Origin of the sequence: Rubidibacter lacunae KORDI 51-2, from assembly GCF_000473895.1 — a bacterium.
GTDB classification, from domain to species: domain Bacteria; phylum Cyanobacteriota; class Cyanobacteriia; order Cyanobacteriales; family Rubidibacteraceae; genus Rubidibacter; species Rubidibacter lacunae.
In genome coordinates this window covers 93,436-117,174 of the sequence record NZ_ASSJ01000035.1, presented here as the reverse complement: position 1 = coordinate 117,174, position 23,739 = coordinate 93,436, and the positions used below count along the sequence as shown (strand labels likewise).

The 23,739-nt window shown below is 57.5% G+C and carries 20 protein-coding genes and 1 tRNA gene; 10 read left to right on the top strand and 11 right to left on the bottom strand.

Features of this window, described 5'->3' with window-relative positions; translation table 11 throughout:
- The first annotated feature begins 51 nt into the window (after positions 1 to 51).
- The 4 genes from KR51_RS06120 to KR51_RS06105 all read left to right on the top strand — a co-directional run bounded on the left by KR51_RS06120 (position 52) and on the right by KR51_RS06105 (position 4,043).
- Complete coding sequence (locus tag KR51_RS06120; RefSeq protein WP_022605926.1) at positions 52 to 1,785, top strand: extracellular solute-binding protein; 1,734 nt, start codon at positions 52 to 54, stop codon at positions 1,783 to 1,785.
- A gap of 50 nt (positions 1,786 to 1,835) precedes the next feature.
- A complete protein-coding gene (locus KR51_RS06115) occupies positions 1,836 to 2,561 on the top strand; it encodes a hypothetical protein (RefSeq protein ID WP_022605924.1) in 726 nt (241 codons plus the stop codon).
- Between the two features lie 48 nt (positions 2,562 to 2,609).
- Positions 2,610 to 3,725 (top strand): substrate-binding domain-containing protein, encoded by a 1,116-nt coding sequence (locus KR51_RS06110; protein WP_022605922.1) that lies wholly within the window; start codon positions 2,610 to 2,612, stop codon positions 3,723 to 3,725.
- Between the two features lie 111 nt (positions 3,726 to 3,836).
- Complete coding sequence (locus KR51_RS06105; RefSeq protein ID WP_022605920.1) at positions 3,837 to 4,043, top strand: hypothetical protein; 207 nt, start codon at positions 3,837 to 3,839, stop codon at positions 4,041 to 4,043.
- A gap of 857 nt (positions 4,044 to 4,900) precedes the next feature.
- Here KR51_RS06105 and KR51_RS06100 read toward each other — a convergent pair.
- The 3 genes from KR51_RS06100 to rplU all read right to left on the bottom strand — a co-directional run bounded on the left by KR51_RS06100 (position 4,901) and on the right by rplU (position 5,899).
- Positions 4,901 to 4,972, bottom strand: a tRNA-Gln gene (locus KR51_RS06100).
- 76 nt (positions 4,973 to 5,048) lie between these two features.
- Positions 5,049 to 5,342, bottom strand: coding sequence for a 50S ribosomal protein L27 (gene rpmA, locus KR51_RS06095; protein ID WP_022605918.1), 294 nt, complete (start codon positions 5,340 to 5,342; stop codon positions 5,049 to 5,051).
- Between the two features lie 113 nt (positions 5,343 to 5,455).
- Positions 5,456 to 5,899, bottom strand: coding sequence for a 50S ribosomal protein L21 (gene rplU, locus KR51_RS06090; RefSeq protein WP_022605917.1), 444 nt, complete (start codon positions 5,897 to 5,899; stop codon positions 5,456 to 5,458).
- A gap of 328 nt (positions 5,900 to 6,227) precedes the next feature.
- Between rplU and KR51_RS06085 the strand changes: the two genes are divergently transcribed.
- Entirely contained in the window at positions 6,228 to 7,409 is a 1,182-nt protein-coding gene (locus KR51_RS06085) for an RtcB family protein (protein ID WP_022605915.1), read from the top strand.
- Between the two features lie 156 nt (positions 7,410 to 7,565).
- On the opposite strand, the gene KR51_RS17340 is transcribed toward KR51_RS06085, so the two are convergent.
- From KR51_RS17340 to KR51_RS06070, 3 genes are read right to left on the bottom strand one after another with little or no spacing between them, the layout of a single operon-like run.
- Positions 7,566 to 8,285 carry a DUF928 domain-containing protein gene (locus KR51_RS17340; RefSeq protein WP_022605913.1) on the bottom strand — a complete coding sequence of 240 codons (720 nt, stop codon included), beginning with the start codon at positions 8,283 to 8,285 and terminating at the stop codon, positions 7,566 to 7,568.
- Between the two features lie 21 nt (positions 8,286 to 8,306).
- On the bottom strand, positions 8,307 to 10,718 hold the full coding sequence (locus KR51_RS20120; protein WP_022605911.1) for a CHASE2 domain-containing protein: 2,412 nt from the start codon (positions 10,716 to 10,718) through the stop codon (positions 8,307 to 8,309).
- Positions 10,715 to 12,088 (bottom strand): AAA-like domain-containing protein, encoded by a 1,374-nt coding sequence (locus KR51_RS06070; protein ID WP_232214543.1) that lies wholly within the window; start codon positions 12,086 to 12,088, stop codon positions 10,715 to 10,717. The genes KR51_RS20120 and KR51_RS06070 overlap by 4 nt, the downstream gene beginning before the upstream one ends.
- A gap of 271 nt (positions 12,089 to 12,359) precedes the next feature.
- On the opposite strand from KR51_RS06070, the gene KR51_RS06065 reads away from it, so the two are divergent.
- Positions 12,360 to 13,031: an RNA polymerase sigma factor gene (locus tag KR51_RS06065; protein WP_071783215.1), complete on the top strand. Its 672-nt coding sequence runs from the start codon at positions 12,360 to 12,362 to the stop codon at positions 13,029 to 13,031.
- Between the two features lie 185 nt (positions 13,032 to 13,216).
- Here KR51_RS06065 and eno read toward each other — a convergent pair whose 3' ends face one another.
- Both eno and KR51_RS06055 read right to left on the bottom strand, forming a co-directional pair.
- Complete coding sequence (gene eno / locus KR51_RS06060; RefSeq protein WP_022605906.1) at positions 13,217 to 14,506, bottom strand: phosphopyruvate hydratase; 1,290 nt, start codon at positions 14,504 to 14,506, stop codon at positions 13,217 to 13,219.
- Between the two features lie 93 nt (positions 14,507 to 14,599).
- Positions 14,600 to 15,280, bottom strand: coding sequence for a class I SAM-dependent methyltransferase (locus KR51_RS06055; protein WP_022605904.1), 681 nt, complete (start codon positions 15,278 to 15,280; stop codon positions 14,600 to 14,602).
- 121 nt (positions 15,281 to 15,401) lie between these two features.
- Between KR51_RS06055 and hemH the strand changes: the two genes are divergently transcribed.
- Positions 15,402 to 16,565, top strand: a complete 1,164-nt coding sequence (gene hemH / locus KR51_RS06050) for a ferrochelatase (RefSeq protein WP_022605902.1) — start codon at positions 15,402 to 15,404, stop codon at positions 16,563 to 16,565.
- A 584-nt stretch (positions 16,566 to 17,149) separates the two neighbouring features.
- Positions 17,150 to 18,037, top strand: a complete 888-nt coding sequence (locus tag KR51_RS06045) for an AEC family transporter (RefSeq protein WP_022605900.1) — start codon at positions 17,150 to 17,152, stop codon at positions 18,035 to 18,037.
- Between the two features lie 471 nt (positions 18,038 to 18,508).
- Here KR51_RS06045 and ilvN read toward each other — a convergent pair whose 3' ends face one another.
- Genes ilvN through KR51_RS06030 form a run of 3 tightly spaced genes read right to left on the bottom strand, consistent with a single transcriptional unit; the run spans position 18,509 to position 21,082 of the window.
- Complete coding sequence (gene ilvN / locus KR51_RS06040) at positions 18,509 to 19,027, bottom strand: acetolactate synthase small subunit (RefSeq protein ID WP_040655402.1); 519 nt, start codon at positions 19,025 to 19,027, stop codon at positions 18,509 to 18,511.
- A gap of 9 nt (positions 19,028 to 19,036) precedes the next feature.
- Positions 19,037 to 20,077 carry an alpha/beta fold hydrolase gene (locus KR51_RS06035; protein ID WP_022605896.1) on the bottom strand — a complete coding sequence of 347 codons (1,041 nt, stop codon included), beginning with the start codon at positions 20,075 to 20,077 and terminating at the stop codon, positions 19,037 to 19,039.
- Between the two features lie 30 nt (positions 20,078 to 20,107).
- Positions 20,108 to 21,082 (bottom strand): cysteine synthase A, encoded by a 975-nt coding sequence (locus tag KR51_RS06030; RefSeq protein WP_022605894.1) that lies wholly within the window; start codon positions 21,080 to 21,082, stop codon positions 20,108 to 20,110.
- A gap of 792 nt (positions 21,083 to 21,874) precedes the next feature.
- Here KR51_RS06030 and KR51_RS06025 point away from each other — a divergent pair.
- Together KR51_RS06025 and trpS are read left to right on the top strand one after the other, a co-directional pair.
- Complete coding sequence (locus KR51_RS06025; RefSeq protein ID WP_022605893.1) at positions 21,875 to 22,471, top strand: phycobiliprotein lyase; 597 nt, start codon at positions 21,875 to 21,877, stop codon at positions 22,469 to 22,471.
- Positions 22,472 to 22,724: 253 nt separating this feature from the next.
- Complete coding sequence (gene trpS / locus KR51_RS06020; protein ID WP_040655398.1) at positions 22,725 to 23,735, top strand: tryptophan--tRNA ligase; 1,011 nt, start codon at positions 22,725 to 22,727, stop codon at positions 23,733 to 23,735.
- Positions 23,736 to 23,739 lie beyond the last annotated feature (4 nt).

Sequence of the window (23,739 nt, the reverse complement as noted above, 5' to 3'; positions counted from 1 at the left end):
TTGTAGCAAATGAGACAATTAAGGTGCAGGGGATCCGGGGTTCGACGCATCATGAATTTTTCAATAAAACGGTTTTTACAGTCGCGCCAGGCGATCGTGCTATTGGGCGCGATCGGATCGACCGTGCTCGGTGGCTGCTGGATACTCCCAGGACCAAACGGTAACGGGGGTCGCCGCAGCGGTTTAGAAATTAAGTTCCTAGCCGGAAGTGCTCTGGACCACTTTTGCGAAGAGGCAGCAGAGCGGCTGAACGCGCGGAATCCTCGCCTGGATGACGGCACGCAGTATTACCTGAGCTGCGAAGTACTGGGTAGCGGCGATGTTGTTTCAAGCGTGACCGATCTCGGACGGCAGTTACGCAATGGCACCATCGAAGCCGACGATCCTGCATTTCCCACCCTGGTATCGGTCGACGGCGGCATTTATCACGCTTTGTCGATCTACCAGATAGATCGGATCTTCCCCGGGCAAAACTACATTCCCGGTTTAACCGACGCGCCGCTGCTTGCATACAGCCCGATGGTATTACTCGCACGGTCGGATATTGCTGACGGACTGCGGCAAGTCCCCGATCCATATGGGGCAATCGCGCAATTCGACAACCATCGCGATATCGATCCCAGCAGCCCGCCGCTGCCGGTGCGCTTCGTACACACCGCGCCGACGCGCTCGAACTCCGGCTTGCAAACTCTCGTGGCGCAATTTGCGGCCGTGACCGGTAAGCGCCCGGAAGAGATCGATATTTCCGATGTGAAGCAATACCAAGACCAAGTGCGCGCGATCCAGGCTAAAATCACTCGCTACGGTACTTCAACGAGTTCGCTGGCGCGGGACATGGTGCAAAACGGACCGTTCTGGGCGTCGACGGGGTCAGTGTACGAATCGCTGGTAATTCGCGCGAATACGGAAGCGACCGACGGCACGCGCTACGAAGCCATCTATCCGGCCGCGACCTATACCTCGAACATGCGCGCAATTTTACCGAACGCGCCATGGGTGAGCGATCGAGAGCGCGCTGCCGCCCTAGCCATCATCGAGTTCTTGCGATCGCCCCAAATCCAAGAAATTGCCACCGATTTGGGACTGCGCCCGGGGGTCCCTGGCGTGCCCCTGAGTGCCAAGTTCGATGAAAGCTATGGCGTCATTGCCAACCCGCAATACGACTCCTACCGACCGCCGCAACCGGAAGTTGTGGCAGCGATGCTGGAAAGCTGGCAGCTCTTTGCAAAGAAATCCTCGCAAGTCGTCGTGGTTGTAGACGTCTCCGGTTCGATGCGCGGCAAGAAGCTAGCTGCAGTGCAAAATACGCTGCTGAGCTACATCAACAATTTAGGACCCAAGGAGCAAATTACGATCGTGCCGTTCAGTAGCGATATCGGCGAGCCGGTGCTCGTGGACGGGACGCCCGCAGGACGCGATCGCGGCATTCAGTTCGTCAGCCGCCTGCGCGGGAGCGGCGGGACGCGATTGTACGACGCCACGCTGTTTGCTCGCGACTGGCTGCAGAGCAACTACCGCGAAGATGCTATTAACGCCGTGTTGGTCCTAACCGACGGGGACGATACCGACTCGCAACTGCCCTTCGGCGGACTGCAGCAGCGTTTAGAGAGTTCCAACTTCGAGAGCGATCGCGGCGTCGCCGTTTTCACCATTGGCTATGGCGGTAGCGGTGGATTCAATCCCGATCTCTTGAAACAGCTCGCCCACACTAACGGCGGGTACTATAGCGAAGGCGATCCCGAAACCATCGTCAGTTTGATGGCCGACTTGCAACTAGAGTTTTAGGGACCGAACAGGCACACCAGCCAAGGCGATCGCGCGATCTCTTGAGATCTATGGACAAACTCGCTAATCCCCTGCAATATCCGCTCGCCGTCCTCCTGGGCGGGATCGTGCTGGTCGCGGGCGCGCGCTTGGCCCGATTGCCGGTTCCAGTCATCGTCCCGGTGGCGGCGATCGTATCAACAGCAGTGGCGATCGCGATCGAAACCCGCCAACCGCCCGAAGTCGATCTGGAAAATCCAGAGCTGGTCCGTCAAGTCCGCGCTGCCCGCCTGCAAGCCGAGCGTCTGGTCCGCCAAGCCGAAGACCTACGCGAGGAAGCCGCCCGCCTGTTGACGGGGGGCGAGCAACTAGAGCTGCTCTCGGTCGTTCAATACGCTTGCGATCGCGCCAGCGAACTGCCGGAACGCGTCGATGCCTTTACTCGCCGCCTGCACGGCAGCGATTCGCTGTTGTCCATCCGCGACCTCGAAGCACAGTTGCAGGCAGTTTGGTCCCAACAACCTCCCGGTAGTGACGCTGCCCTGACCCAACGCGATCGCCTGATTGCAAGTTTGGAGCGCAACCTCGCGCTCGCCCGTGAGGGTCAAGACGCCCGCCAGGCACAGGTAATTGCCTTGTCCACCGCGATCGCCGATGCAGTCGGAACGATGCAGGAGCTGCAGAACCAACTGCGAGTTGCCGATCTGACCGATGCCGATCGCATCCGGGCGCTGCGCTCGCTTGGCGATGACTTGCAGGGCTTAGAAGCCAATCTCGGCGTACTCGTCGCGCGCTAGAAGGCGCGCTTTTGCCGAATTTGCGACCGAATTCGCGGAGCCCACACCATGCGCTTACCGTATTTTTCCAAACGCACTCGCCCGCTGGTATCGATCGCAATCGCCGCGATCTCGGTCGGACTTGCCTACATCCCGCTTCCTGGCTCACGGCGCACCCTCGTCGTCGTCAGCGGCACCGAACTCCAAGAACCGTTAACCTTGCTAGCCGATCGCTTCGAGGCAACCTATCCCACTATCGACCTCGACCTGCGTTTTCAGGGCTCCCAAGATATGGTTAACGCCTACGTCGATCGCGCGGGCGACGTTCAACCGACGGTGTTAATTCCGGCCAACGGGCAGATCCTGGAACAATTGCGCGATCGCATGACGGCGCAGGGTGAAACTGAGGTCTTCTGGGAGGAGCCACGCGCGATCGTCAAAACCGTGCTCGTCGGCATTGCCTGGCCCGAACGCGGGCAGGTGCTCTTCCCCAACGGTCGATTCGACTGGCATCAATTGGAACGCGCTCTGCAAGCGGGTCACTGGTCTGCCCTCGGCGGTGCCCCCACGTGGGGCAGCTTCGATTTCGTCGCCACCGACCCGGCGCGCTCGAACAGCGGTCAGCTAACGCTCGGCCTTTGGACCCAGGCGATCGCGAGGGGGCCGCTGACCCCGGGGAGCTTCGGCACTCCGGAAGCAACCGCGCTGTTCGGTCTGGTACGACGCTCGGTCTATCTGCCGCCGCGATCGACCGACATTTTGCTGCAAGAGTTCATCGCTCGCGGCCCCAACGATGCCGACGTTGCGACGGTGTACGAAAGCATCGCCCTCTATCGCTGGTCGCAGGCTGCCAAGACGCAGAACGGACCCTATCGGATCTATTACGTCGATCCCACCATCGAGACTGTGTCCACTGCCGCGATCGTCCGGCGCGATGTGGGCCGCGCGCAAGCTAATGCCGCCCGGGAGTTGCTGGACTTCCTAACTGCAGACGAGCAGCAGGAGATCTTCGTGCGCTTCGGATTCCGTCCGGTCGTCGGCAAACTCGACCTTACTGCCGTGCCGGAAAGCCCCTGGGCACAGGACGTTCCGGGCGCGCGGGTCGATCTACCCGCTCGCATTGAGGTACCCCTCTCTCCGGAAGTCATCGCTGAGGTTCAACGAACCTGGCAGAGAGCCCGCTGACGGCGATCGCGCGTCGCCGTAACCTTGCGTCCGTCATACCATGAGTCTGGCTTCTTCGGCAGACAAACTCTCATGAAACTGAAGCGCGGTACGCAGGCATGAGGGCACTGGATGTGGACCGCTGGCACAGATGCGATCTCGTCGCTATCGGCAGCTTTTTCAGCAGTTCTACTGGCGCATGCAGACGCGACCATTCGCGTCAATTACGGACTGCTTGGAATTTCCTGGCGCTTCGAATCGTTTGCAGAGTTTGCTGCTTCGAGCGTGGCAGAACGGCAACTGGGCTTTTACATGCCGCACGTAGATCCGGAAACGTAACAACTAGGGCTTGCTGAAAAAGTCCACAAAGCGAATTTAGGGGACAGAGAGCTCATGAAATCAGGCTTTCGCCATCTAGCCCCAGATTTTCGCCCCTAGTTCTCGGCTCAAGTGCAAGGGTTTTGAGGCTCTAGCAACCATAACCTTGCACTTCTCTGACGCAGAAAACGCTGGAACCTTCTCGCTGAAACCATTCCAGCCTTTTTCAGCAAGCCCCAACTAGCTCGCGCGGCTAAGACCGAAACTCAAGACGATCTCGATCCAATGCCGCTGCGTTGCTTTTCAATTTGCCGGCTTGGGAGCACCCCTGGCTCAATTCGACAAATTGCTCGCCGTTCCTGATGGGATTAAAGAATGCACGGTCTACGAACGGCCATTGAGAACTCGGTTCTGTCCGATCGAGGCTTGAATTTGCTCAATATCTTGCGCAGATTTCCCAACAACATCGAACAACCATCGTCCGACGACAACCTTTGTCCTCAAAAATGCCGAAGAGACTATTTCATACCGCCTGCTCGCAAGGGGGGATCGCCCCCTAGTCTAGCAGTCGGCTAGGAAGCTGCTGCGGCAGACATCGAATCGTCGAGATGTCCTTCCATTATTTCCAGCTGCTTAACTATCGAGTCATCCTACTGTCATTAAATCTGCATTTCGCTTCAGCGGTAATCCCCGCAACTGAAAAGAATGGCACCCTGCAGGAGCGCTAGCCGAACTATATTGGGAAGCACAAATATCCGACGAGTCAAACTGAAGGTTAGTTGGTTGCCAGCTTGCCCATGAAATCGGCAAATTAGCCAGAGCAAACCCAACGATCGGATATTACCTAGGTCGACTTGCTACTATTACGAATTAAAAAACTGGGGTGCTAGGATTCGAACCTAGGAATGGCGGAACCAAAATCCGCTGCCTTACCACTTGGCGACACCCCATTGATGCAGCGAAGAATATTCTAGCAGTTGAGTTGCGCTTTATGTCAACGCCCAGTGCAATCGCTGCAAATCCCGCCTAAGCCTTTGCCTCAGTAGCCTCGACGGTTCCGGCCGCAGGAACCGGATAGACGCTAACCTTCTTACGGCTTTTGCCTTTGCGCTCGAAGGTGACGATCCCGTCGATCAACGCAAACAAAGTGTCGTCGCCGCCGCGACCGACATTCACGCCGGGATGGAGCCGGGTCCCACGTTGGCGCACGAGAATATTGCCTGCTCGCACGACTTGACCGCCGTAGCGCTTGACGCCCAGGCGTTTGGAATTAGAGTCGCGGCCGTTGCGAGTACTGCCCGTTCCTTTCTTGTGAGCCATAGTTCCTAACGCTCCTTAACTAAATCTATTTTGCGTTACGTCAGCTTAAGTCAACTAGCTACTGTGGGTAAACTAAGCTTCGTCTTCTTCAGAGCAGGTTGGTTGCTCCTTCGCTAATGCTTGCGGAGTGTGTCAAAGTCCGCGATCTCTATAACCGTTGTTTCGGTTGCGAGCGGTTCGTCCTCTACTTCCGGTGCCAGAGCAATCGCGGTGCCATTGAGGTGAATTGCTGCGATTGCCAAACGCGTTAGCTCTTGTCGGTGACCCCGCTTTTTGCGAGTTTTCTTTTTGGGTCTCATCTTGTAGACGATGACCTTCTTGCCCCGGAAGTGCCGCAGTACCGTCCCTTCGACGACCGCGCCTTCGATGTAGGGTTGGCCGACAGTCACCTCACCCTCGTGGGAGATCAACAGCACGCGATCGAGCGTGAACGTGCTGCCTTCGGCGAGTGGCTGGCGATCGTCATCATCGGTCGTTACGATGCGGTCCAAGTCATAGAAGCGACCGGGCTCAACGCGCAATTGCGTCCCGCTGGCTTCAACAATGGCGTAAGTCATGGCGAATCCTTATCTAGTGGGTGCCGTACGGGTAGCTGCTCTATCAGCAGCGCTTAGCAATCCCGACCCGATCCGAGCAGTGCGTTTGACACGCAGTTTCTGATTCTAACCTCGATTTTGCTTTAGTGCCTAGGTAGATTCCAGGTTGCACCTGCCGCGATCGCATTACCCGTCCGAAACGACCGGCACTTGCATCGTCCCAGGTGCGATTCGGAAAATCGATTCTCGCGCCCGGCCCGCCAGATGTTGTCGATCCGCGATCGCCTGAAGCACTCCACGTGTTACAAATTTGTATTACAATCTGAGGGTCATCGTACGAGCGAGGTTCATGCCATACCAACAGCTCTCACTTCAAACCCCTGCCCCCGTTTACTCCTGGGCGCATCACGAACTGGGCGCGCAGGAAGTGCGGATGGCGAAGAACGTGGCATCGCTGCCGTTCGTGTTCAAGCACGTGGCCCTGATGCCAGACGTCCACCTAGGCAAGGGTGCACTCGTCGGCTCGGCGATCGCCACGCGTGATGCCGTGATTCCAGCAGCAGTTGGTGTCGATATCGGCTGCGGCATGGCCGCACTGAAGCTGCCCTTCACGAGCGAGCACCTCGACGGCAAGCTCAAACCTATGCGGCGAGACATTGAAGCCGTCGTCCCGGTCGGGTTCAACGAAAACGCGGATGCTGACAAGCAGGCCCGCAACTGGCAGGGCTGGCGCGGATTCAAGGACCTGCATCGCGGCGTGCAGCGCTTGGAAGCTAAGGCACTCAAGCAACTGGGCTCCCTCGGCGGCGGCAACCACTTTATTGAGTTATGTCTCGACACCGACGATGGTGTGTGGCTGATGCTGCACTCCGGGTCGCGACACATCGGCAACCGCCTCGCCCAATGTCACATCGCGACGGCAAAGGAGTTAGCGAAGCTTGCCGTCCCCGGTTTGCCCGATCCTGATTTGGCGCACTTCGTAAGGGGAACGCCAGAGTTTGCCGCTTACTGGCGGGACCTTCAGTGGGCGCAAGATTACGCGCGTTACAACCGCCGAGTTATGCTCGATCGATGCCGGCGAGTTATGGAGCTGCACCTGTCCGGTGGCAAGCCCGTTACGCCGCTCTTAGCGGTGAACTGCCACCACAACTACGCGGAGCAGGAAATCCATTTCGGCGAAGAAGTCATCGTGACTCGCAAGGGTGCCGTGCGCGCTCGAACTGGCGATTACGGTATTATTCCCGGTTCGATGGGTGCACAATCGTTCATCGTGAAAGGCAAGGGCAATCCAACGAGCTTTTGCAGTTGCGCCCATGGTGCCGGCCGCCAGCTCTCGCGTACCCAGGCGAAGAAGCGCTTTTCTGTAGACGACCTCGTGCAGCAAACGCAGGGGATCGAATGCCGTAAGGACGGGGGCGTCCTCGACGAAATTCCAAGTGCCTACAAGCCGATCGACAAGGTCATGCACCAACAAACAGACCTCGTTGAAATCGTGGCGACGCTGCGCCAGGTGGTTTGCGTCAAGGGTTGAAGTGGCAGTGGGGACGTCACATTCACCGGCGAGGGCGGACGCGATCGCCCGCAGCATCCTATCCGAATAGGTGGCGCTCCGATGTTGGGAGATGTTTTGGAGCAGCCTTGCGTCTTGCAAACCACGCTTACGTTAAGGTCAGACCGGTTGCATGCCTTACTCCATCCCGATAAATGGTACGCCAATCAGTTCGGCGCGCCCGAGAGTTTCGAGCAGCTCCATCCAGCTTTGTTGGTGGCTTGGATCGTCGGGCTCGGCCGCCAGGCGCTCGGCAATCTCCGCGATCGCATCATTGGATGGATTGTCCAATGGACCGCCCATCGGGAAGCGATTTCCGAGCATACGGCGTACCCATCCGCTGACGACCAAGTCCGGGTCTTCGGTGCGATCGGGCGCGCAATCGAGAAGGAAATACCAGCGATACAACCCACCGGCTTCCAGTCCAACCTCGGGAGGCAAGGTCACGCTGAAGAAACCGGGTGCATTCGGGACTGCGATCTCGCGATGGCGGTGCAGAGTTTTTCGTTCGGTAGCGTTCAACAAAACGAACTGCGCGCCTGCTACCTGCTCTCGAGCCAAGGGCACGTAAAACCAAAAAGTCGGTTGTTCGAATGCCGTCACGTCGTGACCTCGATTGGCATAGAGCGCTGTCAGCTCGGGTTGTTGGGGGTCGAGCGCGCAACTCGACTCCGGTCGAGTTGCGCCAGGTGTTGGGTCGCCGCCCGGTGTGCCGTTCTCGGGCGGCTCGGGGAGCGATACATTCGCATCCTTGGCGGAACGATCCGACGCAGTGGATTGAGCGAGGGCTGTTGCCGGGATCGATCCAAGCGCGATCGCCATAGCGATCGCGCGGGACGAAATTGTTAATGGTGTCATAGTGAAGATTCCGGGGTTGCTTTAGGAATGTTGTCTTTGGAAGCGCAGGTAGATCGAATAAGCTGCTACGCCAGTAGATGCGCTAACGATGCTGATAGCAACCGGGACGAGCGGGAGCCAGCAGCTGTACAGGAGGGCCATCCAGCAGACTCCATAGTTGACGAGACAAAGCGCGACTGCCACGGTAGCCTGCTGCCAGGGTCGCCTAGCGATCGCGACCACCGCTCCACCGGTTAGCGACCAACTCAACACCCACAGTGCATCCCCCCATTGCGGCCACCACCAAAACAGAACCCCCTCGTCCGTCGCTGCATCGAGTAGGTGGCTGATGAGGTGGGCGTGGATGTGAATCCCGCGCATTTCTCCGTAGGGCGTGTCGTGATCGTCGCGCACGGAGTCGGCAACGACGCCGATTATCACGATCCGGTCCTTGACCCAATCGGGATCGAAGCGCGCGCCTTTGCCGCCATCGAGAATTGACTGCACGGATACTTGACGGGCGATCGCCTGTGGGTAGAGCAGGTTGCGATAGCGTACGAGCAATTGATTGCCGTTTGCGTCGAGAGTTTGGTAGCCGCCACTGCGGGACTGGAGTCGTTGAAGTACGGATGAGCCTAGCTGCCAGTTGCCCGCTTCCGTTCCGATCGCGATGCCCTCGGCTCGAAGATAGCGCAGCGCAAGCTGCAAGCCGAAAGAATACTGAGTCGAGCATGGGTTGTCTGATTCGGGGGGCGAGTGCGAGAGTAGGTAGCGCCTAACAACTGCATTTTCCCGCGTGACCGGTTGTGGCTTTGCAAAGATGTCGGTTGCAGGACCGGCTGCCGTTACGCTGCCGCCCGAGATTCCGTCACCAGCAAACAGATCCGCATCGGAAAACAAGTCGGCAAAGCCCAGTCGATCGCCTGCGATTGCAGCGGGTGGCAGGATGCGCGTATCGGTCGCCCCGCCAAACGCGCAGATTGCAACGACGTTTTCGTTACGCTCCAGATGCCTTTCGAACGCCACTCTGCCGGGCAATTCTGGCTGGTCGCGAATGATGTCAATGCCGATGACGCGCGGCTGATATTGCTCTAATGTATCGATCAGTTCGGCTAGGGTCGTGTCGGGCAGGGGAAAGCCATAGCCTTGAGGGCCGACATCTGCTTCCGTTGCACCGACGATCAATAAGCGCTCGTCCGATGGCTGCAGGGGCAGTCGGGACAGCAAGCGATCGAAGGCTGGCAATTCTATGCCTTGCAACGCTCCATACCAGCGGGCGAGCATCACCGCAGTTGCACTCAAGGCACTGACGGCTGGTACGAACCACTTGGGGGGCTTAGCCTCTCGCAGGCGCAGCGCTCGCAGTTGCTCGTCCACCCAGACGCGATCGAATACAGTTGCGTAGATACGGTTTTTGACCGTTAGCTTGCCGTTGACATTGCTGACGATTCCCGACAGACGCAGAGCCATGCGATCGGCGCGATTACTACTCGCAATTGCACCCCGGTTCAGAACGCTCCGATAGAGCCGCAACAGGTGCTCGCAGTCGCGCGGGTTGCGGCGGAAGCGATCGCGAATCGTCCGCAAGTGCTCGGGATTGTCTTGGGATTCCCAGTGCGTCAGCACGCGCTTGCGAACGATGTGCGCCACCGCTGCAGTTTCGCCACCGCTCGGAATTTTTTGCGCGCTGTCGATTAGCAGCCAACACAGTTTCTGCGTCAGAAATGGTTGTCCCCCCGTCCAGGCCAGTACCGACGCGATCGCTGCATGCGGCTGCTCGGCAATGCCAGCCAATCCAGCCGCCAGCGGACCGCACTCCTGTAATTCGAACCCGCACAAATCGACCGCCCTACCGATATTGAAGGGCGTAGAGTGCGGGTCGCCGATCAGATCTGAAGGTGTGGCTACTCCGAGTAAGGCGAATGCAAGTCGCCTATATTCCGGCCGCCGCGCCCGCCGATCGTAGCAGGAGCGGATCAGTGCAAAAAATTCGTCAGTTGCAAAGCGGAGACTGAGTACGCTGTCGATCTCGTCGATGAAGATCACTAAATTACCTTGGATATGGACGAGTAACACCGTTTCGATAAACTCCCCCAAGCGCTGTACGGGTGAAAGGTCGTCACGATCTCGCAGCCAACGCTGGCGATTGACCTGGAGGTTGAAGCCGCTGATCAACTCCTGAACGATTCCGCCATACCACTGTTGCGCGGCGATCTCTTGACTGCCAATACCCGACAGTTCGATTTCAGCGCAGGCAACGTTGCGTGCCTGAAGCCGATCCATCGTTCGGACCCGCAAGCTAGACTTGCCCATCTGCCGGGAGTTGAGCACATAGCAGTACTCTCCCGCCAATAATGCCTCGCACAATTCGGCATCCGAACGACGCACCACATATGTGGAGGCATCTGCCGGCAAGCTGCCGCCGGGTTGGTAAGTCTGGGAACGGGCGGTCATGCAAATTCTCCTAGGCGATCGCGGAAGTAAGTGCGATAAAGATAGCAGCGCGGCTCGACCTCGTTTCCGAGCAATCGCACCAGGCCCATGCTCTGTAATTGATAGGCATGCACGGGGTCGATCTTTACAGGAGTGGTTGCCGCCATCACGCGCTGGCAGGCATTTGCCAACTCCGGTACCTGCTGCAGCCCGATCAGATATTCGCGCAAGTGATTGGCGTAAATCCCGGCTTCGGTAGGTGAGTTGTCGAGCACGTGCCCGAGCGTCTCGTGGGGATGTCCTTTGAGATGCGAGAGAGCTTGTTCGATGAGATATGGGTGACCGCCCACGTGTTCCATCAGCAGTGCGAGTCCCTCCACACCGATTTGTGCTGCATCCAGTTCTAGGTCGTGAAGGTTGGCGAACTCTTCGACTTGCTCGGGCGTAAACTCCGTCAGCTCGATCGGCAAACCGACATTAAATGGCGATTGGTTGATATTGAGCCGGATATACACGTCGGTAGAGTGCACGATCGCCAATCGCAGGCGCTTCCAGATCTTACGACTGCGTCCCTTCTCATACCAAGAACGCAGCAGTCCAAAAAAATCTTCATAGATTACTGGATATGGAAATAGCAAATCGACATCGTCCAAACACAATACGAGTGGACTGTCGGACTGTGCGAGCAGGTATTCCTCGAAATAAGTCGTGCAGCTCACTTTAGACCCCATGCCGGCTGAGTCCCAGTAATCTTCAAGCTGGATAGGTAATCCCAACTCACGAGTCAGGTTCAAACAAAACCAGCGCAAAAAACGGTCCAAGGCGTCGAAGTGCGTGCGTCGTTCCGCTAGTTCGAAACTAAGACCGACCGTCCGATACCCCTGCTCTGACAGTTGAGCGAGAACGCGCTCGACCAATGATGTTTTTCCCATCAGACTTGGTGCTTTAACACGAACCAGCGCGCCTGGATGCAGGAGAGCGTCGTAACATAGCGATTCGAGTGGCGGGCGTTCGACGTATAGGCTCGGTGACAGCGGCGTCGATGGCACAGGTTCTAGTGGTGCAAGCTTGAGAGCGCGCGGAGAGACCGGGGTAATTGGAATCCGTCGCTGGTCCCAGGCCCGCTTGAGTGCCTCGCGGAAGTTACTCTTCTTGACGCGCTCGCCCAATGCTTCGGAAAGTAGCCGCCAGAGTTTGGGAGCTACATCCTGGCTGATATAGCTAGCAGCGTACTGATTGCGAGCTGCAATTCGATCGTAATCGAGTCGCTCCCACGAGCCTTCGAGTACCCAAATCTCGACGTCAGTAAGATTTCTACCAATTTTATCAAAGACAACTTGGTTAGCAACTTTGATAGCCTCGTCGATCGTGAACTCCATAGCAATTAGCACTCGGATCGAGGGGGTAAAGACGTTTTCGAACCGGGCATCAAACCCGCATTGCAGAATTTTACCTGAATTTAACTGAACTTACCCGAATCAGCCAGTATTCAACTTTAGGTTGAGGTCATTTCAGGTGTTTCAAAGGGCATGATTTTAGCTAAACAAATCGAAGGCGAACTCAATGATACTAAGAACAAAGCTTGATTCATTGCTTACGTATATGAGAAATGCACGTATAGACCAACCGATAAGAAGCCGTGCTCGCCAGCCTGCTGCTCGAGTGACTTCGCATCCGCCAGACTCTGCTAAAGGTAAGGCGGAGCACACTCAGTATCTGCGTTGCCTAGCTGCGGGCGATCGCGCGGCATTCTGGCCGTTATGGAGGCAGCACAATGATTATTTATACCGTCGCTGTCTGATATGGATGGGCGGCAATCCAAACGATGCAGAAGAAGCTCTCAGTCGCGCAACGCTCAAGGCTTGGGAAAAACTTCCGGTTTATGCGGATCGGATTGAAAACCTGCGCGCGTGGCTCACTCGCATGACGCACAACCTTTGCGTCGATATGCATCGCGAGCGCGGTCGTGCGGCAATGCCTGTTGGAGATATTGAAGAGCTGATTGCTAGCGGATCGATTCGTTCGCGAATGGAGTCCCCTGAGACAGTTCTTCTCCGCCAGGAACTCAATTGTCATCTCCGCACCGCTATTTCCGAACTGCCCGCCGGATTGCGCGAGCCCTTTGTATTGCACCATTGCCAAGAACAGCCCTACACTCAAATCGCAAGTTACCTGGGACTGACGAATGCTAATGCGCGCAAGCGCGTCCAACAAGCTCGTTCCCAACTCAAGCGTCGTCTTAGCCGATACCTCAACGGCCGCGAGCCAGCGATAGCACGCCGCCGCCAGAACGTACCGACCAGAACCGCACTAGCGGCAACTGCGGCAATTTAATTTTTGGCTACATCAGCAACTGCCGATCGCGCATGCCCGCCGGTTGAGCCGGCGGGCGCAAGTACCCGCACAAATAGCATTCGCGTTGGCAGGATGCTCGGGCCGCACGCGAGTTAGGGAGCTGCACGCGATCGCAGCAAGTCCCTTTTGCACAGGTGCTCGTAGGAGAGCAGGTGAGTATCGCGCTAGATGACAGGACCGAGTCCGATCGTGGCAGCGTAAATCGCGCGATCGCCGAGCTCGTCCTCGATCCGGAGCAGTCGGTTGTACTTTGCGACGCGCTCGCTCCGGCAAAGAGACCCAGTTTTGATTTGACCGGCGCGAGTAGCAACGGCTAGGTCGGCAATTGTTGTATCTTCGGTCTCACCGGAGCGGTGGCTGATGATGCAGCGGTAGCCGCTACGCTGAGCGATCGCGATTGTTTCAAGGGTTTCGGTTAGCGTTCCAATCTGGTTGAGCTTGATTAGGATAGCGTTCGCAATGCCGCTCTCGATGCCTTTCTTCAGGCGCGCCGGGTTAGTGACGAATAGGTCGTCACCGATGAGCTGAACGCGATTGCCCAAGCGCTCGGTGAGCAGTTTCCACGTTCCCCAGTCTTCTTCTTGGAGGCCGTCTTCGATCGAGACGATCGGGTACTTGCCCGCCAGCGCGACGAGTCGATCGACAAATTCTTCGCCCGAATGCGGCTTGCCATCGCAAACATACTGGCCGTCCTGGTAAAACTCATTGGCGGCAATGTCAAGGGCGATCGCCATTTGCTCGCCGAGTGCGTAACCGGCTTTTTCAATGGACTCAACCAGAATCTCCAATGCCGCTTCGTTGGAGGACAAATTCGGTGCGTATCCACCCTCATCGCCGACGCCGGTCAGCAAGCCCTGACTGTCGAGGACTTTGCTGAGTGCGGCAAACACTTCTGCACCCCAGCGCAGCGCTTCGCTGAAGGTCGGCGCGCCAACGGGCACGACCATAAATTCTTGAAAATCGATGTTATTAGCAGCGTGGGCGCCACCGTTAATCACGTTCATCATCGGAACGGGTAACACGTTCGATAGCGGACCGCCAAGGTAGCGGTACAGCGGCAGTGCTAGTTCTTCTGCAGCCGCCTTCGCCGTTGCCAGGGATACGGACAAGATGGCGTTGGCACCCAGCTCGGACTTATTCGGCGTCCCATCGCGGGCGATCGCGGTGCGATCCACAAGGACTTGATCGAGGGCGTTGAGTTCGATGAGCTCGGGAGCGAGCTTCTCGGTGACATTGCGAACCGCGCGCAGGACACCTTTACCGCCGTAGCGCTCCTCGTTATCGCGAAGTTCGTGAGCCTCAAAGCTGCCGGTGGATGCACCGCTCGGCACTTGGGCTAGTCCGACAGCTCCGCTGACCAAGCGCACTTCGGCCTCGACGGTCGGGCGACCGCGCGAGTCGAGAATTTCGCGGGCGGCGATCGCCTCAATTGCCGTTTCCAGGTCGTACAACATACCCTCTTCCTCGTCGCTCGGTTTGTAGGTTTTGATGTGTTTTGATTGCCGGGTTCGGTTCTAAGGATACGTCCGAGTCTTCTAGCCGCGGCATTACTTTAGGTTCTCTTCGCGAGTTGTGGCATCGGCAGCCGATCGCGAGGCAGTGAGTGGCTTTTGCGCTAACACGACCTGTAGGCTGCCACCAGCGTGCAGGGTTCGTTGTGGTGAGACAAAGCCGAGCTCGATCAGTTCGCGCATGAGGTCGGCAGCGATGAACTGCCACGACGTTTCCGTCTCGAACAACCATAGAAATAACCACAGCCCCGGCTTCATCAACCAGTTGCGCGGGCGGTGGAAGTCGATGAACGTTAGCCTGCCGCCAGGCTGTAAGACGCGATATGCTTCGCGCAAAATTTGCTCGCGCTGGCGTGGAGCCATTTCGTGGAGTGCCGCACTGGTGTGGACGATGGTGAAGTGTTCGGCAGCAAAGGGCAACGCTTCCGCTCGCCCGCGCACGAATTCGACCTCCGGAACGCACGCCCGCGCCGCCGCGATCGCAACGGGAGAAATATCCAGTCCCACGACCTGGCGCGATCGCCGCGCGAGAAAACGCGAGGTTTGGCCGGCACCGCAACATAGGTCGAGGACGGGTGTTGACGGGGTAATGTCTAAACCCTGCAGTGGAAGTTGCCGGAAACGCGCTTCGCCGCCAACGGCGAGCGCCGAGAGGCGCGCGATCGCATCGTAGAGCAGTGGGTAGCGATAGCTCCAGGTTCTGAGAATTGTTGCCATTTAGGATTTCGTAACGAATTCGTTAAGGTATTTGCCCGGAGAGGTCGAAATCTATAGCCCTGAGTTGTAATATTGTTTAACTTAGTTAAAGAATCTGAACGCATAGCAACGCATTATAACTATGGGTCGTGTAGGCGTACTGCTGCTGAACCTGGGCGGACCGGATACCCTCGAAGACGTGCGTCCGTTCCTGTATAACCTTTTCTCCGATCCGGAGATCATTCGCTTGCCCTTCCGGCAGCTGCAGGGTCCGCTGGCGTGGTTTATTTCTAGCTCGCGAGCGCGTCGTTCCCAAGAGAACTACCGCGAAATTGGCGGGGGCTCCCCATTGCGCCGTATCACAGAGGAGCAAGCGCGCGAGCTTGAAGCCAATCTCCGCGCGCGCGGCCGCGATGCCACTGTATACGTCGGCATGCGCTATTGGCATCCATTCACCGAGGAGGCTGCCGTTCGCATCAAGCGCGATTGCCCCGAGCGCCTGGCAATTTTGCCCCTGTACCCGCAGTTTTCGATCAGCACCAGCGGCTCGAGTTTCCGCGTGCTTGAGCGGCTGTGGCAAGAGGAGACTGCTCTGCAGCAGATCGACTATACGGTCGTGGAGTCTTGGTACCGGCATCCAGGTTACCTGCAGGCAATGGCACAGTCGATCGCCAACGAGCTCGACAGCTTTGACGAGCCCGATCGCGTGCATTTATTTTTTAGCGCCCATGGCGTTCCGGTCAGCTATGTAGAGGAAGCTGGCGATCCCTATCAGCGCGAGATTGAAGATTGCACGCGCGCGATTGTCGAAACCCTCGGGCGAGTAAACGAGCATACCCTGGCCTACCAAAGCCGCGTTGGTCCGGTGGAGTGGCTGCAGCCTTACACCGACGATGCCCTAAAAGAACTGGGCGAGCGCGGGGTTAAGGAAATCTTAGTGGTGCCGATTAGCTTTGTTTCGGAGCACATCGAAACGCTGCAAGAGATCGATATCGAGTATCGAGAGCTGGCCGAAGAAGCCGGCATCGAGAACTTCCAGCGGGTGCCGGCGCTTAACACGAATCCGGTATTTATCAATTCGCTGGCGGAAATCGTCGAAGACGCCTTGAACTCACCATCGCGCCACTTCTCCGAGGTGACGCCGTTGAAGGAGAATACCAAGATGTATCCTCAAGAGCGATGGGAATGGGGCCTGACGTCGACGGCAGAGGTTTGGAACGGCCGCTTGGCGATGCTTGGATTCCTGGCACTGGTAATTGAAGCGATCAGCGGTTACGGTCCGCTACATTTCCTCGGCATCCTGTAAGTTCCAGTCAATTAAGTTGTTGCCGCCGAGGCGGGTTGTTGATCCCTAACACTATTGCCCGACTCTTCAAGGCAATTACGCTGTGAGCGTAGCTATCTGCGCAAAGCTCTCGGTGAGAGGCACCAGCTCGGCAGCCCGATCGGCAATCACCGAGCGAGAGTTGGCGGTGCAGTGTCTGGAAGCATGAACTCCTCTTCAGCTACGTTAAGGGGAGCATAAAAAGCCGTTGTGTTCTCCCTCTGTTTTTATCAAGATCTCCGATCCGGCTCCACCGAGGATCTGTCGTTTCAACCATTCTCTGCCCGTATTAGCTTAAGCGGGATGTATGGCAATCGCCGTACTGCTGCGGACGTGGGTAATTCCTCGGCAAGGTGACCTAGCCTGGATTATTCACGAAGATTTTGACGAAGCCTCAAACCCTTGCTCTGACTAAGCTCCAATCTACGTGTATAGAAACGAACTGCCTTTGCGCGAAAAAATCTGCAAGCCGTGCACGGCATAAGGATAAGAGTCTCTGCATAAGCGTTCATGAATAATCCAGGCTAGTCTGAGTAGCTATTGCTATTAGTCGGGGTGGTGTCCGCATGTCGGTTTTTCTTCCCGCATTAGTTCCTGTCGTCTTCATCGTGCTGATGGGGATCGTTGCCCAGCGTTTCCTCAAGCTCGATGGCACGACACTTTCACAGCTTTCTGTGTACGTGCTGATTCCAGCGCTGATTGGCGATCGCATTTATCGAGCGGAGCTGCCGGCAACCAGCGCAGCCGGTCTCGTGGCGGGATTCGTTCTGACCTGTGTGGCGATGTATGGACTGGCACTGGCGATCGCGCGATTGAGAAATATGCCGCCGTCGAAGCAAGCGAGCCTGAGCGCGACGACCGTGTTCGGCAATGTCGGGAACATGGGCTTGCCGATCAATGCGTTTGCCTTCGGCGAAGCAGGGCTTGAGCGCGCGGCGATATGTCTGATGGCATCGGCGATTCTGTTTTTCACCGTTGGCCCGGCCATTTATCAAGGTCGCGGGGTCGGGGCAGGGTTGCGACTGATCCTACGACTGCCCCTGCTGTATGCAACGCTGGCGGGGTTGAGCTTGCGCTGGATGGGAGTGTCAATGCCGTGGCGGTTGGGCGAAGGCATCCGCAGTTTGGGGGATGCATCGATCCCGATCGCCTTACTGATCTTGGGCATGCAGTTGGCCATGACGCCATTTGTGCTGGGGCGCTACGAAGTTAGTGTGTCGCTCCTGCGTTTGCTTGTCGGTCCGGCGATCGCGTTCGGGATTGGGCGGCTGCTGCGGCTGGAGGGGTTGGACCTGCAGGTCTTGGTCTTGCAGTGTGCGATGCCGTCAGCGGTTAATACAGTGGTTTGGGCGGCAGAGTTCGGCGGTGATGCCGGTCGCGTAGCCCGCACGGTCGTGGTTTCGACGGTGCTGGCGCTGGTCACGCTCCCGTTAGTGTTGTGGTTGCTGACGTAGGGCGATTGCTGCCGATGTAATTTTCCGTTAGGGGGCTCGGGATACGGGACTTGCCAGGCGATCGCCGAACACTGCTTGCTTATCAGAACCTGACGGTTCCTTAAGGTCTCTGGACGTACCGGACTACTGCGAGACTCGACCTGCAGCGATCGGCATTATCTGGTTTAGATAGGGCTTGCTGAAAAAGGCTGGAACCCCTGTAATGAAAGGATCCCAGCGTTTTCTATGCCAGAAAAGTGCAAGGTTATAGGCACCAGAGCCTCAAAACCCTTGCAATTGGGCCGAGAATCCGAGGCAAAAAGCTGGGGCTAGATAGTAAAAGCCAAATTCCATAAGCTCTCTGCCTCCTAAATTCTTTTTGTGGACTTTTTCAGCAAACCCTAGATAGCGTTCCAACGGGTTTGAAATGAGAGCACCTGCCAGCGAGCGGGCATTTCCGGATCGTTTGCCCGCAGCATAGGGCAGTCGGACTTAGACTTTCAGCTCGAGGGTCTTGAGCAACTCAGTATTGACTCCCGAATCGCGAACCAGGCTGATCTTACCCGTCCGGGCCAGCTCGCGGATGCCGAATTTGCCGAGCATTTTGATAATTGCCACCATCTTGCCGGGGTCGCCGACAACTTCAATCGTTAGGGTTTCTTCAGAAATATCCACGACCCGTGCCCGAAATACTTGTGCCAGCTCGATCGCTTCCGCTCGATTCGAGGTGGTGGCATTGATTTTGATCAGCATCAGCTCGCGCTCGACACAAGGTGTACCCGTGACGTCCTGAACTTTGAGGACGTTGATGAGCTTGTAAAGCTGTTTGGTGAGCTGCTCGACCGTGCGGTTGTCGCCCGGCACGACCATGGTGATGCGCGAGACACCCGAACTTTCTGCCGAGCCGACGGCCAGGCTTTCGATATTAAACCCGCGTCGTGCGAACAGTGCAGCAATTCGCGTCAGCACGCCGGCTTCATCTTCAACCAGCACCGATAATGTGTGTTTCACGGTCATTCTTTATCCTCGATCGCTCTGCCGGTCGATGACGGGGCGCTGCGACCGGTGCGTTGGTAAAGACGCGATCGCGCCGCCGACCCGATCTGCTAGCCACGGCAGTAAAACAGCATGAACTCGGTCGGGTGCCTCATCGTGGGGGCAATGGCCGACATCTTCCAATTCTACGAACTGCAGGAGCGGATTGAGCCCGAGGAACGTTTGCGCCGCGGCAATCGGCACCATGCGATCGCAACTTCCCCAGAGCAGTAGGATCGGAACGCGTACCTGCGGCAGCAGGTCTTTGACCGGTCGCGAAAATCCGGGACGGCGGACGGACTGCGAGAGGGCAACGAGCGTGTCGCCCGCTCCGGCATCGGCAGCTGGATTGGCAAGGATGGCAACGAGTTCGTCCGTGACGGCAGCGCGGTCGCGGTAAGCAACACCCGCCCAGCGGCGAATCACTGCCGGCTGTCGCAATACGCGCAACAGCCCCTTGATGAGTGCCGGCGAAGCCACTGCACCTTCAATCGCGTTGACGAGTGGCAATGCCCAACCGGGGAGCATCTCGGCACGTCCGGCCACATCTGGCAACGAAATCGGCACCAACCCGGCCGTCATTTCGGGATAGGTCGCAGCCGCATTGAGAGCAACGAGCGCGCCGACGGAGTTGCCGATCAATACAGTCGGTTGCCCGACAAATGTCGCCCAAAAATCGCGGACGAGGCGCGCCCAAAAGGCAGCCGAATACTCGGTAGCAGCTTTTCGCGAGCAGCCAAAACCCAATAGATCCAGCGCGTACACAGAATGAGTTGGCGCGAGTACTGGGATGTTGTGCCGCCAGTGCTCGATTGCCGCCCCGAAGCCGTGGAGTAAAATCAGCGGCGGATTGCTGGAGTTGGGGCTGGGGTTGGTGCTGGATTGGGTGCCGAGGTCGGTCCCGATGCAGGGCGATCGCCAGTAAGAATAGCGGATTTGCCAGCCGCGCCAAACCCAGTCGCGCTGGTTGCCGATGCGCTGGTGCCAGCGATCGCGAGCGCTTGGTTCTACAGTGACATCGGGCATAATAGCGAACGTGCCGTCGTAAGGAAGAAGTTAGTCCGGAGACAAGCCGTGCTCGGCAAGCCAGGCGCGATCGAACAGCCGCGATTGGTAGCGCGCGCCACCGTCGCAGAGGACGGTCACGATCGTGCGTCCGGGACCGAGCTGCTTGGCAAGGGTGTACGCTGCAACGACGTTGATCCCAACCGATCCGCCCATAAACAACCCTTCTTCGTGCAGCAAGCGGTAGACCATCTTGATACAGGCCGGGTCGTCAACGCGGACGGCATCATCAGCGGGAGCACCTTCCATATTGGTGGTGACGCGACCATTGCCAATACCTTCCGTAATCGAACGACCTTCGCTTTTGATTTCGCCGGTCTTGACGTAACTATAAAGACCGCTGCCCATCGGGTCGGCAACAACGCATTTGATGTCGGGGTTTTTCTCCTTGAGATAGAGGGCAACACCGGCGTAGGTACCCCCCGTACCCGTAGCCGCGACCCAAGTATCGACGGTGCCGTCGGTTTGCGCCCAGATTTCGGGACCGGTGGTTTCGTAGTGGGCGCGACGGTTGGCAAGGTTGTCAAATTGGTTGGCCCAAATTGCGTTTTCCATCTCTGCGGCCAGCCGACCGGAGACCTTGACGTAATTATTGGGATCGCGGTAAGGCACAGCAGGAACGGTGCGCACTTCCGCTCCGAGGGTGCGGAGTAGGTCGATTTTTTCCTGGGACTGGGTTTCGGGAATGACGATGAGGCAGCGGTAGCCTTTAGCGTTGCAAATGTGGGCGAGACCGATACCCGTGTTGCCCGCCGTACCTTCGACGATTGTGCCACCGGGCGCGAGCAAGGCGCGTTCTTCGGCGTCTTTGATGATGAACAGTGCTGCGCGGTCTTTAACCGAACCACCTGGATTGAGGAATTCGGCTTTCCCGAGGATTTCGCACCCCGTTTCATCGCTAAGGCGGTTGAGTCGAATCAGGGGCGTATTGCCGACGGTTCCCACGAACCCGTTGCGAATGTCCATGTGCGCTTGCTGTCTCGTCTTTGCATCATGGTAAAGCGATCGCGCCCCGGTAACCCGACCTCCCTTGACAGAGGTGGGCATGCTGTCAGGGTTCATACACGAGATCGCTTTGCACTCAAATAGCGCGAGCGGGATCGCGAGCTTTGCCGGGGCTACATTGTTCAAGAAGGCGTTCAGTCGGAAAAATTCGTCACTTTTCCCAAGACGAAGTAGAGCGGATACTGAAGATACGGCCGGCTGCCTTTACGGATGAACTTGTCGAACAACCAGGCTTCAACGCTTCGGTGTTCTTCGCAATAGCCGGGAAGCAACCACGCGCGCTACCCGCTGGTTTAGAGCTCGTTAAGGAAATGTTCGGCGTCGGTGTCGGGCGATCGCAGATATCTCTATAAATCGTCCGCCGGTTCGTAATAATGCGGGATGCGATCGAGAGCCTGGCACGCTTACTCAACCGTTGCCTCAAGAGTCAGACACGGAGTCAAGTATAGTGAGTGCGAGTACGCGACAGTTCGTGCCCTGAATCCCCAACATATATCGGGCTCAGCTAACGCAACCGGAGTGGGAATTGTCTGAGTTTGTCCGAGCGTTCGCGCTGGTGGTAGACGGTTTCTAGCTCGAGCCACCGGCACGTCGGGGGCAAATTGCGGACACAGCTACGGTTCGGCATTCAGTCTCCACGGGCTAGATCGCGCACACTGGAAATGAGCCACGTTCGGATGGCGATCGACAACCAACCGGTCGGTACCCAAATGGATCGCCGCCGAGCCAGACAGAACTAAGGAGTAAATGAGCGTGGATGCGATGGATTTCTTCCGCCGGAGTGCGGGCACGTGGCGATCGCTGCGAACAACTCATCATCTACCGTTTCGGCGGGCGGAAAATGGCAGTTCCTGCGTTGTCGTCGAAGCGCTAGCGGCCGGCACCCCTCAAACTGTCGAGATTTGCCAGATGCACGATATCGACCCAAGCCTTTGCGTCGGCGGCGCGCACGTTACTTGGAACGGGGCAATGGCTTGGGATAAGGATGACGAGAACCACGCGGGGAGCACCATATTTGCGATCGTGCCCGATCCGGGCAGCTCGCAAACTGGGCGACTGCTGCGCGATCGCGGTTATGCCGAGATAGTCCCCGTTGCCGGCTGCTATGTGATGGATGGTGAGGCACTGGTTTTGACAACCGACTACGAAACCATGGGTACATTCGAGCGCTTCTGGTTTGCCGGCCCGGATTTGCGGATGCGGACGAGCACAGTCACCCGCTTCGGCGGTTTTAACTCTGCAACGTTCTGTGCCGAGATTCGCTTGGATGAATCCGGCAATACCGATGGAGCTGCGGAAATACCGACACTTACCCCAACACGAGAACTGCCGGCATTGTTTGCCTGGTAGGTTGCGGTTGCCCTCGGCAGCGGTTGCCCAAAAGAGCGAGCAGCCGCGAGCCCATCAGCATTTCGGAGTCGCGAGCGACTCACTCGCGAGGGTTGAGAAGCTCATCAAACGGTAGTTCCCCCTCGGGATCTGTCGGGTTCTTGATGGCGGAACCGCCCGCTCGAGTTCCTGCGACTTTTAGCCCCTATGGGCGCACATGCCAGCAATGTCTGACGCCGTATAATTGGTCAGGCAATCCGCGCACGAGATAATGGTGTCTAAACCGCGAGTTCTTTCCGGCGTCCAGCCGACGGGTAATCTGCACCTAGGCAACTACCTTGGGGCGATTCGCAACTGGGTCGACGGGCAGCACCAGTACGACAACTTCTTCTGCGTTGTCGATCTCCACGCCATCACCGTCCCCCACGAGCCCAGAGTGCTTGCCAACGATACCCTAGCGATCGCGGCCCTTTACCTTGCCTGCGGGATCGACCTCGAGTATTCAACCATTTTCGTGCAATCTCACGTCAGCGCTCACAGCGAGCTGGCATGGCTGCTGAACTGCGTTACGCCGCTCAATTGGTTGGAGCGGATGATTCAGTTCAAAGAAAAAGCCGTCAAGCAGGGTGAAAATGTCGGCGTCGGCTTGCTCGACTATCCCGTCTTAATGGCAGCCGACATCTTGCTCTACGACGCCGACAAAGTTCCGGTGGGCGAAGACCAAAAGCAACACCTCGAACTCACTCGCGATATCGCCGCCCGCGTCAACGACCAGTTTGCCAGCGCCGATGCACCGGTGCTGAAAATTCCCGATCCGCTGATCCGAACCGAAGGCGCGCGCGTGATGAGCTTGACCGACGGCACGCGCAAAATGTCCAAGTCCGACCCGGCCGACGCTAGTCGCATCAACCTGCTGGACCCACCCGAGGCGATCGCCAAGAAGATCAAGCGCTGTAAAACCGACCCGCTGCGCGGTTTGGAGTTCGACAACCCCGAACGTCCCGAGTGTCAGAACTTACTGTCGTTATACGCCTTGCTCGCAGGCAAAACCAAGGAAACCGTTGCCGCCGAATGTGCGGATATGGGTTGGGGGCAGTTCAAACCGCTGCTGACCGGGACTGCAGTTGAAGCCCTGCGTCCGATCCAGGAGCGTCATCGAGAGCTATCCGATGACAAGCGCTACCTGGCGTCCGTGTTGCGCGACGGCCGCGATCGCGCAGCTGCGATTGCCGATGCTACCCTCGCTCGCGTGCGCGATGCCTTAGGATTCCTCCGGCCGTTCTAAGGCC

What these genes read in the sequence shown, in the direction of transcription:
- KR51_RS06035 (WP_022605896.1), bottom strand. Translation starts at nt 20,077, where the DNA reads ATGCCCGATGTCACTGTAGAACCAAGCGCTCGCGATCGCTGGCACCAG.
- KR51_RS06030 (WP_022605894.1), bottom strand. Translation starts at nt 21,082, where the DNA reads ATGGACATTCGCAACGGGTTCGTGGGAACCGTCGGCAATACGCCCCTG.
- KR51_RS06110 (WP_022605922.1), top strand. Translation starts at nt 2,610, where the DNA reads ATGCGCTTACCGTATTTTTCCAAACGCACTCGCCCGCTGGTATCGATC.
- KR51_RS06085 (WP_022605915.1), top strand. Translation starts at nt 6,228, where the DNA reads ATGCCATACCAACAGCTCTCACTTCAAACCCCTGCCCCCGTTTACTCC.
- KR51_RS06045 (WP_022605900.1), top strand. Translation starts at nt 17,150, where the DNA reads ATGTCGGTTTTTCTTCCCGCATTAGTTCCTGTCGTCTTCATCGTGCTG.
- eno (WP_022605906.1), bottom strand. Translation starts at nt 14,506, where the DNA reads ATGTTGTACGACCTGGAAACGGCAATTGAGGCGATCGCCGCCCGCGAA.
- KR51_RS06105 (WP_022605920.1), top strand. Translation starts at nt 3,837, where the DNA reads ATGTGGACCGCTGGCACAGATGCGATCTCGTCGCTATCGGCAGCTTTT.
- rplU (WP_022605917.1), bottom strand. Translation starts at nt 5,899, where the DNA reads ATGACTTACGCCATTGTTGAAGCCAGCGGGACGCAATTGCGCGTTGAG.
- rpmA (WP_022605918.1), bottom strand. Translation starts at nt 5,342, where the DNA reads ATGGCTCACAAGAAAGGAACGGGCAGTACTCGCAACGGCCGCGACTCT.
- KR51_RS06115 (WP_022605924.1), top strand. Translation starts at nt 1,836, where the DNA reads ATGGACAAACTCGCTAATCCCCTGCAATATCCGCTCGCCGTCCTCCTG.
- KR51_RS06055 (WP_022605904.1), bottom strand. Translation starts at nt 15,280, where the DNA reads ATGGCAACAATTCTCAGAACCTGGAGCTATCGCTACCCACTGCTCTAC.
- KR51_RS20120 (WP_022605911.1), bottom strand. Translation starts at nt 10,718, where the DNA reads ATGACCGCCCGTTCCCAGACTTACCAACCCGGCGGCAGCTTGCCGGCA.
- hemH (WP_022605902.1), top strand. Translation starts at nt 15,402, where the DNA reads ATGGGTCGTGTAGGCGTACTGCTGCTGAACCTGGGCGGACCGGATACC.
- KR51_RS06120 (WP_022605926.1), top strand. Translation starts at nt 52, where the DNA reads ATGAATTTTTCAATAAAACGGTTTTTACAGTCGCGCCAGGCGATCGTG.
- KR51_RS17340 (WP_022605913.1), bottom strand. Translation starts at nt 8,285, where the DNA reads ATGACACCATTAACAATTTCGTCCCGCGCGATCGCTATGGCGATCGCG.